Source organism: Catellatospora sp. NPDC049111 (assembly GCF_040648615.1).
GTDB classification, from domain to species: Bacteria; Actinomycetota; Actinomycetes; order Mycobacteriales; family Micromonosporaceae; genus Catellatospora; species Catellatospora aurea.
The window spans coordinates 230,885-243,745 of the sequence record NZ_JBEZEB010000009.1 but is presented as its reverse complement, the minus strand read 5'-3'; the positions used below and the strand labels follow the sequence as shown (position 1 = coordinate 243,745).

At 74.0% G+C, this 12,861-nt stretch carries 14 protein-coding genes; 11 read left to right on the top strand and 3 right to left on the bottom strand.

What is annotated here, in order from left to right:
• Positions 1 to 38 precede the first annotated feature (38 nt).
• Positions 39 to 602: a hypothetical protein gene (locus tag AB0B66_RS16520; protein ID WP_360529554.1), complete on the top strand. Its 564-nt coding sequence runs from the start codon at positions 39 to 41 to the stop codon at positions 600 to 602.
• A gap of 226 nt (positions 603 to 828) precedes the next feature.
• Positions 829 to 2,082 carry an SUKH-3 domain-containing protein gene (locus tag AB0B66_RS16515; protein ID WP_360529551.1) on the top strand — a complete coding sequence of 418 codons (1,254 nt, stop codon included), beginning with the start codon at positions 829 to 831 and terminating at the stop codon, positions 2,080 to 2,082.
• Positions 2,083 to 2,247: 165 nt separating this feature from the next.
• On the opposite strand, the gene AB0B66_RS16510 is transcribed toward AB0B66_RS16515, so the two are convergent.
• On the bottom strand, positions 2,248 to 3,627 hold the full coding sequence (locus AB0B66_RS16510) for an SUKH-3 domain-containing protein (RefSeq protein WP_360529548.1): 1,380 nt from the start codon (positions 3,625 to 3,627) through the stop codon (positions 2,248 to 2,250).
• 122 nt (positions 3,628 to 3,749) lie between these two features.
• Between AB0B66_RS16510 and AB0B66_RS16505 the strand changes: the two genes are divergently transcribed.
• Positions 3,750 to 4,415 carry a DUF2567 domain-containing protein gene (locus AB0B66_RS16505; protein WP_360529545.1) on the top strand — a complete coding sequence of 222 codons (666 nt, stop codon included), beginning with the start codon at positions 3,750 to 3,752 and terminating at the stop codon, positions 4,413 to 4,415.
• Here AB0B66_RS16505 and AB0B66_RS16500 read toward each other — a convergent pair.
• Entirely contained in the window at positions 4,385 to 5,068 is a 684-nt protein-coding gene (locus AB0B66_RS16500) for an LON peptidase substrate-binding domain-containing protein (protein WP_360529542.1), read from the bottom strand. The two genes, AB0B66_RS16505 and AB0B66_RS16500, sit on opposite strands and share 31 nt — an antisense overlap.
• Positions 5,069 to 5,196: 128 nt before the next feature.
• On the opposite strand from AB0B66_RS16500, the gene hisD reads away from it, so the two are divergent.
• Genes hisD through priA form a run of 6 tightly spaced genes read left to right on the top strand, consistent with a single transcriptional unit; the run spans position 5,197 to position 9,966 of the window.
• Entirely contained in the window at positions 5,197 to 6,537 is a 1,341-nt protein-coding gene (gene hisD / locus AB0B66_RS16495; protein ID WP_360529539.1) for a histidinol dehydrogenase, read from the top strand.
• Positions 6,534 to 7,610 carry a histidinol-phosphate transaminase gene (locus AB0B66_RS16490; RefSeq protein ID WP_360529536.1) on the top strand — a complete coding sequence of 359 codons (1,077 nt, stop codon included), beginning with the start codon at positions 6,534 to 6,536 and terminating at the stop codon, positions 7,608 to 7,610. Before hisD ends, AB0B66_RS16490 begins: the two co-directional genes overlap by 4 nt.
• A complete protein-coding gene (hisB, locus tag AB0B66_RS16485) occupies positions 7,607 to 8,230 on the top strand; it encodes an imidazoleglycerol-phosphate dehydratase HisB (RefSeq protein ID WP_360529533.1) in 624 nt (207 codons plus the stop codon). The genes AB0B66_RS16490 and hisB overlap by 4 nt, the downstream gene beginning before the upstream one ends.
• A gap of 5 nt (positions 8,231 to 8,235) precedes the next feature.
• Positions 8,236 to 8,856 carry an imidazole glycerol phosphate synthase subunit HisH gene (gene hisH, locus AB0B66_RS16480; protein WP_360529644.1) on the top strand — a complete coding sequence of 207 codons (621 nt, stop codon included), beginning with the start codon at positions 8,236 to 8,238 and terminating at the stop codon, positions 8,854 to 8,856.
• A gap of 55 nt (positions 8,857 to 8,911) precedes the next feature.
• Positions 8,912 to 9,244 carry a hypothetical protein gene (locus AB0B66_RS16475; RefSeq protein WP_360529530.1) on the top strand — a complete coding sequence of 111 codons (333 nt, stop codon included), beginning with the start codon at positions 8,912 to 8,914 and terminating at the stop codon, positions 9,242 to 9,244.
• A complete protein-coding gene (gene priA, locus AB0B66_RS16470; protein WP_360529527.1) occupies positions 9,244 to 9,966 on the top strand; it encodes a bifunctional 1-(5-phosphoribosyl)-5-((5-phosphoribosylamino)methylideneamino)imidazole-4-carboxamide isomerase/phosphoribosylanthranilate isomerase PriA in 723 nt (240 codons plus the stop codon). Before AB0B66_RS16475 ends, priA begins: the two co-directional genes overlap by 1 nt.
• A 197-nt stretch (positions 9,967 to 10,163) precedes the next feature.
• Here the strand turns inward: priA and AB0B66_RS16465 are convergent, their stop codons facing one another.
• The gene (locus AB0B66_RS16465; RefSeq protein WP_360529524.1) at positions 10,164 to 11,066 is read right to left on the bottom strand and encodes a LysR family transcriptional regulator; all 903 of its coding nucleotides are present in this window, start codon (positions 11,064 to 11,066) and stop codon (positions 10,164 to 10,166) included.
• Between the two features lie 72 nt (positions 11,067 to 11,138).
• On the opposite strand from AB0B66_RS16465, the gene AB0B66_RS16460 reads away from it, so the two are divergent.
• Both AB0B66_RS16460 and hisF read left to right on the top strand, forming a co-directional pair.
• Positions 11,139 to 12,092: an EamA family transporter gene (locus AB0B66_RS16460; protein ID WP_360529521.1), complete on the top strand. Its 954-nt coding sequence runs from the start codon at positions 11,139 to 11,141 to the stop codon at positions 12,090 to 12,092.
• Positions 12,089 to 12,847: an imidazole glycerol phosphate synthase subunit HisF gene (hisF, locus tag AB0B66_RS16455; protein ID WP_360529518.1), complete on the top strand. Its 759-nt coding sequence runs from the start codon at positions 12,089 to 12,091 to the stop codon at positions 12,845 to 12,847. The genes AB0B66_RS16460 and hisF overlap by 4 nt, the downstream gene beginning before the upstream one ends.
• Positions 12,848 to 12,861 lie beyond the last annotated feature (14 nt).

The following is a 12,861-nucleotide window of genomic DNA, read 5'->3' as shown; positions in this document are numbered from 1 at the left end:
GCCGGTCGGCACCATGCCGGAGACCTTGAGCAGCCGCGATGAGGGTGCAGGCGAGCACCGCGCGGCTGGTCGGCCGACTTGACGGCGTCGTGTGGGACGAGAGCCTCGACCACAACGGGTCGCGGATCAGGCTCATGCAGGAGTACCTGCGCCGCTCGGCACTGTGGGCCCGTGCGCTGGGCTGTACGGACCACTGGCCGTTCTTCGACATCGCCTCCTTTGTCGACCCTTCGGCCCGTGTCGACGAGCAGACGGCGCTGGCGGTGCGGCGACGGATGGGGGCGGGCGGGGCGCGCCCGCTGGACGCCATGATCGTCCGATACATCCTGGATTTCAGCGTGTTGGAGTCGTGGCCGGACGGCCTGCCCGACCCGTTCGAGCCGCTGCTGCAGGTGTACGAGCGCGGCGGCCCGTTCGACCGTGAGGCCGGCCGGGTGTACATCGGATCGGCGGTGGGCATCCTGGAGGGAACCTGGGAGAAGTACATCGCCCGTCCGCCGCTCGGCGAACTTGGCCCGGCCGCGCTGGACGCGCTCGACGAGGCATGGTCTGCTCGGCGGGAGCGTGCCCGCCTCGCCGGGCCCCAGCCTGGCGGCGGCTGATGGTGAGGCGCAGCCAGACGACGCGGATCGTGGATCGGCGAGCGGACCGGCTGAGGGCTCCGGCGCGCCGCTGCTCCGTCCGGGGTCGGCGTGCGGCGGCAACCGGGTGGCGGCCTATGATCATCGGTCTACATTGGACACGTTACCGGGATTGCGCCTGCCCGTGGCAGGGTGAAGCCCGGCCCGCGCCCGCCGCGGCCCGGATCGTGCAGGGGAAGGGACTCCGATGACCGTCACGGCGCAGGACGCGCAGCGAGTGGCCGAGCAGCTGGCCCGCGGGGCGGGCGGCTCGCACCGGCCGTACGTCGCGGAGTTCCCGGAGTGCTTCATCGTCTGGACGCTGCCCGACAGCGACGGCCCACCCGAACCCGGCGCCGGCGCGCGGCTGGTCATCGACCGGCAGGACGCGCGGGTCACCACGTACCCGTCAGTGCCGTTGGAGCACGTGCGACGCCTGCACCGGCAGTATCGCGCCGAGCAGGAACCGGCGGCCCCGGTGACCGCCGATCCGCTGGCGGCGCTGCGACGGCTGGGCGGCGGCTCGGCCCCGGGTGTCACGGTGCGCCTGGTCCCCGCCGACGGCCTGCCGCGCGAGACGACCGGGGCCAAGGGCGACCAGGAACTCAACCACCACCCGCTGGTGGTCAAGTGGCTGGCGGTGCAGAGCCCGGGTTCGCTGGTACGCGGCACCCGGCGGCACGCGGAGCTGATCGTGCTGTCGGACTGGCTGCACGAGCTGGAGCACGCGGCGGCCTCCCGTGGTGAGCCGGGCCTGACCATCGCCCAGGTGCGGGCCGCCGCGCAGCAGGTGCAGGAACTGCGGCTCACCCTGGTCCGCGACCCGGGCGACCCGCTCGCGGGCACCCCTGCCGGACCGTGCGACACCTGCCTGGCGGCGTGGATCCACTTCGGGCTCGCGCCCGCCTCCGCCGCCGTCGGGCCCGTCGAGCCGGTCGCGCCGCCGACGGGCATCCCGGGCCCGCTGGCGAACCTGTCCCCGGACGTCGCGGCGACGCTGGCCGCGGGCGGCTGGGACGTGCCGCTGCGGCTGGACGGGCGCATCGTGTCCGCGACCGAGTGGGCCGAGTTGTCCGTGCGGGCGCTGGGGGAGTACGGCCACCCGCCGCTGGAGCCGCTGCGGGCGGCGATCGAGAAGTTCCCGTACCTGGTCTCGGTGCGCCGCGGACCGGGGGTGGCGCACTGGGTGCGCCCGTTCGAGCTGGGCGGCGACCTGGTCGGCGCGACGGCCGACTCGCTGGCCGACTTCGCCCGGGTGATCGGTGCCCAGCTCGCCCCGATCGGCGCAGAGCAGGCCGGCGACGCCATCATCGCCGTGGACGAGCACAGCCGCGTCTGGGTCCTCGACCAGGCCGGCGAATGGTACGCAGGCCCCGACCTCGACACCGCTTTCGTCGTCCTCCTCCAGGGCCACCCCATGCCCCGCGTCCGCGACGACGGCACCCTCGAACCCCCCGCCTGACCCGCCGCCCTTCACCGCGTCGATCATGAACTTAAAGACGTGCTGGACGGCGTGTCACCACCCCGACACCGTGATCACCGCAGGCGTGCGGATCGATCACGGCCGCGGGGGAGCGACACGCCGCCGAACACGTCCCTAGGTTCATGATCAACCCCCCAAGGGGGGTTACCAGGTGGCGTTGGGGCGGAGGCGGGGGGTGGAGCGGCCGATGAGGAGGGTTTGGACGGCGGCTTCGAGGGTGGGGCCTAGGAACCAGGCGCCGGCGTGGTCGACGGCGAAGACGCGGTGGTGTTCGTCGACGGCGAGGATCGAGTGGAGGCCGCCGGCCTCGCCGCCGATGGGGAAGAGTCGGGCGCCGAGGCGTTCGGAGAGGTCGCCCAGGGTGTCGGCGGTCTGCTCGCGGGTCCACACGTCGAGGGTGAACGACTCCACGCGCTGAGCCGCGCCGCTCTGGCTCTGCAGCACCGGGTGGAACGGCGCGTACGGCTCCAGCAGGTCCACCAGGAACGGCAGCGCGGGCAGCCGGTGGCGTACGCCGGGCACGGCGATCGTGGCGGCCACCGCCTCGGCCGTGATCGCCCGCAGCGCCGCCCGCCCGGCCGCACCGCGCTGCGGCGGCTCCGGGCGGACCAGGTCGCGGGGCAGTTCACCGGGCATGCCGAGGCTCACCAGCGCGGTGCCGCAGGTGTGGCAGGACGCGGCGGGGGTGGGGTTGTCGGCCGGCGCGCCCTCACGCAGCAGGTGCAGCCGCAGCGTCGCCCCGGCGAGTTGCTGTGCGGCCCAGGCGGGGTCGGTGTGCGCCGCGCCGCCGAGTTCGAACAGGGCCCTGGACACGACGATCAGGTCGGGGTGGCGGTGCGCGCCGCGGGTGCGGCTGCCGGGCGGGATCGCGGCGAGCGCGTGCGCGACGGCCGGGTGGTGCGCCGGTTCGGCGTCGGCGGTGTGCCCGAGCGCCTGGAACGTCCGTCCGGCCACCTCCAGCGTCGCCACCACCTGCGGCAGCGTCGGCGCGGGCAGGCCGGGGCTGAGCCGGGCCAGCTGCGTGGCGAGCGCCATGGCGCGCCGCTCCGACTCGTCGGCCGACAGCCGGGGCGGCCCGAACGGGGACGACGTCAGGGCGGCGTTCGGCGGCGGAGGCCCGGGGGTCAGCGAGTGCGGGTCGGCCGGCACGGAGAGCACGGGCGGCAGCGGTGGCATCGGCGGTGGCATCGTGCTGACGGACGAGGTCACCGCCCCGGGCGGCGGGACGGGCAGCGGTGCGGCCGGGTACGCGGCCTGGGCCGTCGGGGCGGGGCCCGCGTACCGGCTCATCGCGACCTGCGGTGGCAGGCCCGGCACCACGGTCAGCACGCCGGTCTCCCGATCGATGATCACGGTCTCGCCGCTGCCGGGCTCGGCCACCGGGCCGCCGGCCGGGGGCGGCGACCAGACGACCCAGCCGCCCGGGAACTCGGTGAGCCGCGGTTCGCACTCGTAGCCGCGGCGCAGGGTCTCGGCGACGGCCCAGTGCCGCGCGATCTCCTCCAGCCGTTCCTGTGAAATCATGGCGGCTCCCGCGTTCGGCGATCGGTCTGGACAACTTATCGCAGCAGGGCACGAAGGGAGGTATCCCGCCCATCCGTGCCCGGGCGCGGGCCCGGCCGCGCTGAGGGGACTACGGTTCGAACATGCTTTCCGACGACACTTCGCAGTACCAGGGCCCGATCGAGCCAGGCCGGCCGGCGTCGTCGGGTGGTGGCGGCCGGGGCGGGGACGTGCTCTGGGCGCTGGCGCTGGCGGCCGTGATCGGCGTGCTGGGGCTGGGCCTGGGCCTGCTGTGGCACGCGCTCGCGCCGACCCTGCCGCTGCGCATCGTCGAGGAGGGCGCGGTCTACACCTCGCCCGAGCCGGAGCAGCTGGCCGCCGCGGAGGGCTGGTTCGTGCTGCTCGGGCTCGGTTTCGGCCTGCTGTGCGCGATCGCGGCCTGGGTGCTGCTGCCCGCCCGCCGGGGGCCGATCCAGCTCGCCGGGCTGCTGCTGGGCACCCTGGTCGCGGGCTGGGCCGCCTGGTGGCTGGGCCACGACATCGGGCTGTCCGCCTACCAGGACCAGCTGAAGAACGCGCCGGTGGACACGATCGTGCACCGGCCGGTGGACCTGCGCGCGGTGAAGAAGCTGACCTTCTTCCCGTACGCGATCGGCGGCGCGCTGCTCATCCCGGCGCTCGCCGCGGTGGTCACCTACGCGCTGGCCGCGGCCTGGTCGCGGTTCCCCTCACTGCGCCGCCACGAGGACGAGCAAGAGTGGGCCGAGCACGACGACGATCAGTTCATCGCGGGCGCCGGGCCGAGCTGAGACAGCTGCGCCGGCACTGCCCGGACCTCCCGCAGCAGCGCGGTCTCCCGGGCCAGGATGCCCAGCTCCTGGCGCAGCCGGGACGCCGGATCCGGTGCGCTGAGCAGCTGCTGGCGGTCGCCGACGGTCAGCGACGCACTGGCCGCGACCAGGTTCGACAGCACCGTCGGGTCGTCGGGCAGCTGGTCGTCCGGCCCGCCGCGCAGCACGCCGAGGTATTCCCGGAACGCCGCCAGCACCCGGGGCGCGAGCTGGTCGGCCAGCTCGTCGGGGGCCGGGTCGGGCAGCCATTCCACCCCGACCACCGGGTACGGGTGCGGGCTGGGCACGAAGCCGGTGATGCGGAACCGGCGCGCGCCGACGGTGACGATGTCGAACTTGCCGTCGGGCAGCTCGGTGATCTGGCGCAGCTGTGCCACGCAGCCGACCTCGTGCACCACCACCTCGGAGGTGGCGATGCCGTCGTGCGGCGGGGGCATGACCTCCAGGCCGCGTTCGATCGCGACCACGCCGAACTCGCGCGGGGTGCCGTCGGGCAGTTCCATCAGGTTGCGCATCAGCGTGCGCCAGCGCTCCTCGAAGATGTGCAGTGGCAGCACCAGGCCCGGGAAGAGCACCGTGCCCAGCGGGAACAGCGGCAGCGTCCCGGTCATTGGGTGAGCCTAACGCCGGAGTGTGTCAACGGGCACCGCCCGCGGTCATGGCGCAGTGGTCCGGCTCACTGTCCCAGTGCCTGGGCGGGTGCGCCGGGGCGCGCGGGTGCGCCAGTAGACTTTGGGAGGTGTTGACCCGTATCGACCTGCGTGGACGTGACATCGATCCGCGCAACCTGCTGCCGCGTGCCCAGATCGACGTCACCCAGGCGGTGGAGCAGATCCGCCCGCTGGTCGACGGGGTGCGCGAGCACGGCGTCGAGGCGGTCAAGGAAGCCACCCATCGGCTCGACGGGGTGGACCTGGCCGCGTTGCGGGTGCCGGCGGAAGCGATCAAGGAAGCCGAGCAGGCTCTCGAACCCGAGGTCCGGGCCGCCCTGCTGGAGGTGATCGCGCGCACCCGCAAGGTGCACGCCGACCAGCGCCGCAGCGACCACACCACCCAGGTCGTGCCCGGCGGCACGGTCACCGAGCGCTGGCTGCCGGTGTCCCGGGTCGGCCTCTACGTGCCGGGCGGGCTGGCCGTCTACCCGTCGACCGTGGTCATGAACGTGGTCCCCGCGCAGGCCGCGGGTGTGCCCAGCCTGGTGGTCGTCAGCCCGCCGCAGAAGGCGACCGGGCTGCCCGACGCGCGGGTGCTGGCCGCGTGCGCGCTGCTCGGCGTCGACGAGGTGTACGGCGTCGGCGGGGCGCAGGCCGTGGCGATGCTCGCCTACGGCACGCGCGGCACCGCCGACCCGGAACGGGAGCTGCCCGCGCACGACGACTGCGCACCGGTCGACCTGATCACCGGCCCCGGCAACCTGTGGGTGACCGCGGCCAAGCGGCTGGTGCGCGGCGTGGTCGGCATCGACGCCGAGGCCGGGCCGACCGAGATCGCGATCCTGGCCGACGACACGGCCGACCCAGCGCACGTCGCCGCCGACCTGATCAGCCAGGCCGAGCACGACCCGATGGCGGCCAGCGTGCTGGTCACCGACTCGCCCGCGCTGGCCGACGCGGTCGACGCGGAGCTGGCGGTGCGGGTGGCCCGCACCAAGCACAGCGAGCGGGTCGCCACCGCGCTGGGCGGGCCGCAGTCGGCGACCGTGCTGGTCGGCGACCTGGCGCAGGGCCTGCGAGTGGTGGACGCGTACGCCGCCGAGCACCTGGAGATCCAGACCCGCGACGCGCGCGAGTGGGCGATGCGGGTGCGCAACGCCGGAGCGATCTTCGTCGGGGCGTACGCGCCGGTGTCGCTCGGCGACTACTGCGCCGGCTCCAACCACGTGCTGCCCACGGCGGGCTGCGCCCGGCACAGCTCGGGCCTGTCCGTGCAGTCGTTCCTGCGCGGCATCCACGTCGTGGAGTACACGGCCGACGCGCTGCGCGACGTCGCGCACCACGTGGTCGCCCTGGCCAACGCCGAGGACCTGCCCGCCCACGGCGAGGCCGTGACCGCGCGGTTCGAGAACGGGGGCGCGGCATGAGCGAGTGGGTGCAGGAGCTGCTGCGGGAGGACCTGCGCGGGCTCAGCGCGTACGGCGCGCCGCAGCTGGACGTGCCGGTGCGGCTGAACACCAACGAGAACTCGTACCCGCTGCCCGACGAGGTCGTGCGCGCCGTGAGCCGGGCGATCACCGGTGAGATCGCGGACCTGAACCGCTACCCCGACCGCGACGCCGTGAAGCTGCGCGCCGACCTGGCCGCCTACTGCGGGCACGGGCTCACCGCCGAGCAGCTGTGGGCCGCCAACGGCTCCAACGAGGTGCAGCAGCAGCTGTTCCAGGCGTTCGCCGGTCCGGGTCGCACCGCGCTGGGCTTCGGCCCGGCGTACTCGATGCATCCACTGCTGGCCGTCGGCACCGCCACCACCTGGGTGGACGGCCGCCGCGACGGCGACTTCGGGCTGACCGCCGAGCACGCGGTCGAGCAGGTGCGCCGCCACCGGCCCGCGCTGACGCTGCTGTGCTCGCCGAACAACCCGACCGGCACGGCGCTGGACTTCGCCGTGATCGAGGCCGTGCTCGCCGAGACGACCGGCCTGGTCGTGGTCGACGAGGCGTACGCCGAGTTCCGGCGGCCGGGCACGCCCAGCGCCCTGGAGCTGCTGGACCGGCACCCGCGGCTGGTCGTCAGCCGCACCATGAGCAAGGCGTTCGCCTTCGCCGGGGCGCGGGTCGGCTACCTGGCCGCGCACCCCGCCGTGATCGAGGCGGTGCAGCTGGTCCGCCTGCCGTACCACCTCTCGGCGCTCACCCAGGCCGCCGCCCGCGCCGCGCTGGCGCACGCGGACGTGCTGCTGGGCACCGTCGAGGCGATCAAGGCGCAGCGCGACCGCATCGTGGCGGACCTGCGCGCCGGCGGCTGGACCGTGGCCGACTCGGACGCGAACTTCGTCCTGTTCGGACGCTTCGCCGACCAGAAGGCCGCCTGGCAGACCCTGCTCGACCAGGGCGTGCTGGTCCGCGACGTGGGCCTGCCGGGCTGGCTGCGGGTCACCGCCGGCACCGAGCAGGAGACCTCCGCCTTCCTGGCGGCTATGAAGGAGTTGAAGGCATGAGGACCGGACGCGTGGAGCGGGTCACCAAGGAGACCAAGGTCCTCGTCGAGGTCGACCTCGACGGCACCGGCCGCGGCGACATCAGCACCGGGGTCGGCTTCTTCGACCACATGCTGAACCAGATCGCCCGGCACGGCGGCATCGACCTGACCGTGCGCACCGAGGGCGACCTGGAGATCGATGCGCACCACACCATGGAGGACACCGCGCTGGCGCTCGGCGAGGCGTTCGCGCAGGCGCTCGGCGACAAGGCGGGCATCCGGCGGTACGGCGACGCGGTGGTGCCGATGGACGAGGTGCTGGTGCAGGCCGCCGTGGACCTGTCGGGGCGGCCGTACATGGTGCACGACGAGCCGGAGAACATCGCCGACTACATCAACCCGGGCAGCGGCCCCGTCTACCCGACCTCGATGACGCGGCACATCTTCGAGTCGTTCGCGCAGACGGCGCGCATCACGCTGCACGTGTCGGTGCTGCGGGCGTCGCGCCCGGGGCAGAAGCCCGACGCGCACCACGTCATCGAGGGCCAGTTCAAGGCGCTGGCCCGCGCGCTGCGTACCGCCGTGGAGATCGACCCGCGCAGCGCGGGCGCGGTCCCGAGCACCAAGGGCGTCCTGTGAGCGCGCTGCCGAAGGTGACGGTGCTCGACTACGGGTCGGGCAACCTGCGCTCCGCGCAGCGCGCGCTGGAGGCGGCCGGTGCCGAGGTGGTGGTCACCGAGGACCTGGCCGCGGCCGTTCGGGCCGACGGCCTGGTCGTGCCCGGTGTCGGCGCGTTCGCCGCGTGCATGGCGGGCATCGAGGCCGCGCAGGCCGGGCCGGTGATCGCCGACCGGGTCATGGCCGGGCGGCCCGTGCTGGGCATCTGCGTCGGCGCGCAGATCATGTTCGACTCCGGCGACGAGCACGGCGTGGTCACCAAGGGGCTGGGCCTGCTGCCCGGCGCGGTGACCCGGCTGGCCGCCCGCCGGGTGCCGCACATGGGCTGGAACCTGCTCGACGCCCCGGCCGGTTCGACGCTGTTCAGCGGCGTCGACGCGGACGCGCGCTGCTACTTCGTGCACTCTTACGCCGCGCCGCCCAACGCCGAGCTGGACGCGGTCGCGCTGGTCACCACGTCGACCCACGAGCACGCGACGTTCGTCGCCGCCGCGGAGCGGGGGCCGCTGTCGGTCGCCCAGTTCCACCCGGAGAAGTCCGGCGCGGTCGGCGCACGGGTGCTGCGGAACTGGATCGCCACGCTGTGAACCCACTCGTTAGGCTCGCCGCGACGTTGCGGCGGGACCAGGGTGGAGACGACAGATGAGCAAGGAACGCAAGTTGCGCCGTGAGGCACGCGAGGCCGCCGCGCGGCAGGCCGTCGCGGCCGAGGAGCGACGCGCGGCCCGCCGCCTGGCGCGGCGCGCCTTCTGGCGGCGGATCAGCCTGTATGAACTGCGCATACGCCGTACCGGCCGGTTGTCGGCGCGGCGCAGCGCGGCCGAGCGGGCCGGGGTCGCCATCGTGGTGGCCCTTGCCCTGTTCGTGATCTGGACGCTGGTGCCGTCGACGGCGCTGGCGGTGGCGCTGTCACTGCTGCTGGCGCTGACCCTGCCCGTGTTCGTGATCGTCGCTTTCGATCGAAGGAGTTCCTGATGGCCCTGGATCTGCTGCCCGCCGTGGACGTCGTCAACGGCCAGGCGGTGCGCCTGGAGCAGGGCGCCGCCGGCAGCGAGACGTCGTACGGCGCCCCGCTGGCCGCCGCGCTCGACTTCCAGGCGGCCGGGGCGCAGTGGATCCATGTCGTGGACCTCGACGCCGCCTTCGGCCGGGGCTCCAACGCGGAACTGCTCGCCGAGCTGGTCGGCCGGGTCGACATCAAGATCGAGCTGTCCGGCGGCATCCGCGACGACGAGTCGCTGGCCGCGGCGCTGGCCACCGGCGCGGCCCGGGTCAACATCGGCACCGCGGCGCTGGAGGACCCGCACTGGTGCGACCGGGTCGTGGGTGAGTACGGCGACCGGGTCGCGATCGGCCTCGACGTACGCGGGCGGGTGCTGTCCTCGCGCGGCTGGACCCGCGACGCCGGTGACCTGTACGAGGTGCTGGAGCGCCTCGACAAGGCCGGCTGCGCCCGGTACGTGGTCACCGACATCCTCAAGGACGGCATGCTCCAGGGGCCGAACCTTCAGCTGTACCGCGACATCTGCGCCGCGACGTCGGCCCCGGTCATCGCGTCCGGTGGCGTGTCGACGCTCGACGACCTGCGTGCCCTGGCGACCCTGGAGCCGATCGGTGTCGAGGGCGTCATCACCGGCAAAGCCGTCTACTCGGGCGCGTTCACCATCCCGGAGGCGCTCGCCGCCCTGGGCGGCTGACCCGTTCCGGGCAGAGCGCCCACATCGCCGCCCGACGTACCGCGCCCGCCCGGCTTTTTCATAGACGTTGGCCTATTACATCGACTGCGAGTGCCGAAAACTCGATGTGATAGGCCAACGTCTATGTGGAGCGGAGCGGGGCGCGACTGCGCGGGCCGGCGCGCGGCGTGAAGCGGTGGGCGACCTCGGGGGTCAGGTCAGGCGCGGGCGGTGGTGCGGGTGGACCAGGCGGTGGTGATGGCTTCGATCACGGCTTTGACGGCGGGGCGCTGGTGGTGGGCGGTGCGCCAGGTGACGCTGACGCGGCGGGTGGGGACCGGGTCGACGGGGACCACGACGGTCCCGGGAGCGGTGGTAAGGCGGGCCAGGCGGGGGAGCAGGGCGACGCCGAGGCCTGCGGCGACCAGGGCCTGCTGGGTCTCGAACTCGCCGACCAGGTACGCGGGGCGCAGACCGGGTAGGGCGCGGACCAGCCAGTCGTGGCAGATGGTGCCCTCGGGTGAGGCGATCCAGCGCTCGTTCGCGGCCCGGTCCAGCGGGCCCGGCCCGGCGGTGGCGAGCGGGTGGTCGGCGGGCACGACCAGGTCGGCGGTGTCCTCGCCGAGCACGGTCGAGGAGACGCCGGGCGGCAGGTGCAGGCGGACCTCGCGCCAGTCGTCGATCACGGCGACGTCGACGCGGCCGCGGTCGAGGGACTGGAGCGCCTCGTACGGGTTGGTCTCCACGACGCGGGGGCGCAGGCGCGGATACGCCGTGGTCAGCGCGGTCAGGGCGGGTGGCAGCAGGCCGCGGCAGGCGGTGGCGAAGCAGGCGACGGTGACCTCGCCGGCGACTTCGCCCCGGTAGGCGTCGAGCGCGGCCGAGGCGGTGTCGGCGGCCGCGAGCACCAGTGCGGCGTGCTCGGCCAGCAATCGCCCCGCGTCGGACAGGCGCAGCCCGCGGCCGTCCTTGTGGCAGAGCACCGCACCGGTCTCCCGTTCCAGCTTGGCGAGTTGCTGCGACACCGCGGACGGGGTGCAGTGCAGGGCGGCGGCTGCGGCGTGCACGGTGCCGTGGCGGGAGAGCGCATCGATGGCGCGCAGGCGGCCGAGATCGAGCATGTAGCGATTCTAAACGAACACTGAAGAACTATTCGCTGGTGCTGCACGGTTGTCCGGGCCGAGACTCGGCTGATGAGACCGAGGGACATCCTGCTGGCCGTGGCCGTCGCCGCCGCGTGGGGCTGCAACTTCGTCGCGATCGAGGTCGGGCTGGACCGGATGCCGCCGCTGCTGTTCGGCGCGCTGCGGTTCGCGCTGGCCGCGTTCCCTGCGGTGCTGCTCATCGGCGGCCCGCGTACGCCCTGGCGGTGGGTCCTCGGCATCGGCCTGGTGCTGGGCGTGGTCAAGTTCTCGCTGCTGTTCGCGGGGATGGCCGCCGGGCTGCCGGCCGGATTGTCCTCGCTGCTGCTGCAGAGCCAGGCGATCTTCACCACCGTCTTCGCGGTCGCGCTGCTGCGGGAGCGGCCGGGCGTGCGCCAGTGGGCCGGGCTCGGGGTGGCCGTGGCGGGCGTCGGGCTGGTCGCCTCCCGGCTCGGGTCCGACCGGCCGGTGGAGGGCTTCGTGCTGGTGCTGGCCGCCGCCGTGGCGTGGAGCGTCTCCAACGTCATGATGCGCCGGGCCGCCCCGCCCGACATGCTGCGCTTCATGGTCTGGGTGTCGGCGGTGGCCACGCTGCCGCTGTTCGCGCTGTCGCTGCTGTTCGAAGGGCCCAGCCGGGTTGGGGCGGCACTGTCCGGGCTGGACCTGTCCGGGCTCGGGGCGCTGGCCTACATCGCGGGGATCTCCACGCTGGCCGGGTTCGCCGGCTGGGGCGTGCTGATCAAGCGGTACGGCGCGGCGACGGTGGCCCCGTTCTCGATGCTCGTCCCGTTCTTCGGGATGAGTTCGGCGGCCCTGTTCCTGGGTGAGCCGCTGCGGGCGGCCGACGTGATCGCCGGGGCGCTGGTGATCGGGGGAGTGCTGCTCGGGGCGAGCGGGGGCGGCAGGGTCGCGGCCCCGGACGGCACGGACCGGCGCCCCGGACCGTCCCACGAGCCGGACCAGCGGCTCGTCGTGGCGGGGCGGCGGGTAGCGTCGAGCGCATGAGTGTCGCGGTGCGGGTCATCCCCTGTCTGGACGTGGACGCCGGGCGGGTGGTGAAGGGAGTCAACTTCGTCGACCTGCGCGACGCCGGTGACCCGGTGGAGCTGGCGTCGGCGTACGACGCGGCGGGCGCCGACGAGATCACCTTCCTCGACGTGTCCGCCTCCTTCGAGGGTCGGGGCACGATGCTGGAGGTGGTCCGGCGCACCGCGGAGACCGTCTTCATCCCGCTGACCGTGGGCGGCGGCGTGCGTTCGGTCGAGGACGTGGACGTGCTGCTGCGGGCGGGCGCGGACAAGGTCGGCGTCAACACCGCCGCGATCCACCGGCCCGAGCTGATCACCGAGATCGCCCGCCGCTTCGGCAGCCAGGTGCTGGTGCTGTCGCTGGACGTGCGGCGGCTCAAGGACGGCGGCGGGTTCGAGGTGACCACGCACGGCGGGCGCAAGTCGGCCGGGCTGGACGCGATCGAGTGGGCCCGCCGGGTCGCCGATTTGGGCGCGGGCGAGATCCTGCTGAACTCCATGGACGCCGACGGCACCAAGGAGGGCTTCGACCTCGAACTGATCAAGGAGGTCCGGGCCGTGGTCGACATCCCGGTGATCGCCTCCGGCGGCGCCGGCAAGGCCGCCCACTTCCCGCCGGCCGTGGACGCCGGGGCCGATGCCGTGCTCGCCGCGAGCGTGTTCCACTTCGGCGACGTCACGATCGGCGAGGTCAAGACGGCCCTGCGCGGAGCCGGCCACCCGGTCCGCTGACCTACGCGGACGCG

Coding starts and splice junctions, on each gene's coding strand:
- AB0B66_RS16490 (WP_360529536.1), top strand. CDS start 6,534: ATGAGCGAGTGGGTGCAGGAGCTGCTGCGGGAGGACCTGCGCGGGCTC.
- AB0B66_RS16460 (WP_360529521.1), top strand. CDS start 11,139: ATGAGACCGAGGGACATCCTGCTGGCCGTGGCCGTCGCCGCCGCGTGG.
- AB0B66_RS16475 (WP_360529530.1), top strand. CDS start 8,912: ATGAGCAAGGAACGCAAGTTGCGCCGTGAGGCACGCGAGGCCGCCGCG.
- priA (WP_360529527.1), top strand. CDS start 9,244: ATGGCCCTGGATCTGCTGCCCGCCGTGGACGTCGTCAACGGCCAGGCG.
- AB0B66_RS16500 (WP_360529542.1), bottom strand. CDS start 5,068: ATGACCGGGACGCTGCCGCTGTTCCCGCTGGGCACGGTGCTCTTCCCG.
- AB0B66_RS16505 (WP_360529545.1), top strand. CDS start 3,750: ATGCTTTCCGACGACACTTCGCAGTACCAGGGCCCGATCGAGCCAGGC.
- AB0B66_RS16515 (WP_360529551.1), top strand. CDS start 829: ATGACCGTCACGGCGCAGGACGCGCAGCGAGTGGCCGAGCAGCTGGCC.
- hisB (WP_360529533.1), top strand. CDS start 7,607: ATGAGGACCGGACGCGTGGAGCGGGTCACCAAGGAGACCAAGGTCCTC.
- AB0B66_RS16510 (WP_360529548.1), bottom strand. CDS start 3,627: ATGATTTCACAGGAACGGCTGGAGGAGATCGCGCGGCACTGGGCCGTC.
- hisF (WP_360529518.1), top strand. CDS start 12,089: ATGAGTGTCGCGGTGCGGGTCATCCCCTGTCTGGACGTGGACGCCGGG.
- AB0B66_RS16520 (WP_360529554.1), top strand. CDS start 39: ATGAGGGTGCAGGCGAGCACCGCGCGGCTGGTCGGCCGACTTGACGGC.
- AB0B66_RS16465 (WP_360529524.1), bottom strand. CDS start 11,066: ATGCTCGATCTCGGCCGCCTGCGCGCCATCGATGCGCTCTCCCGCCAC.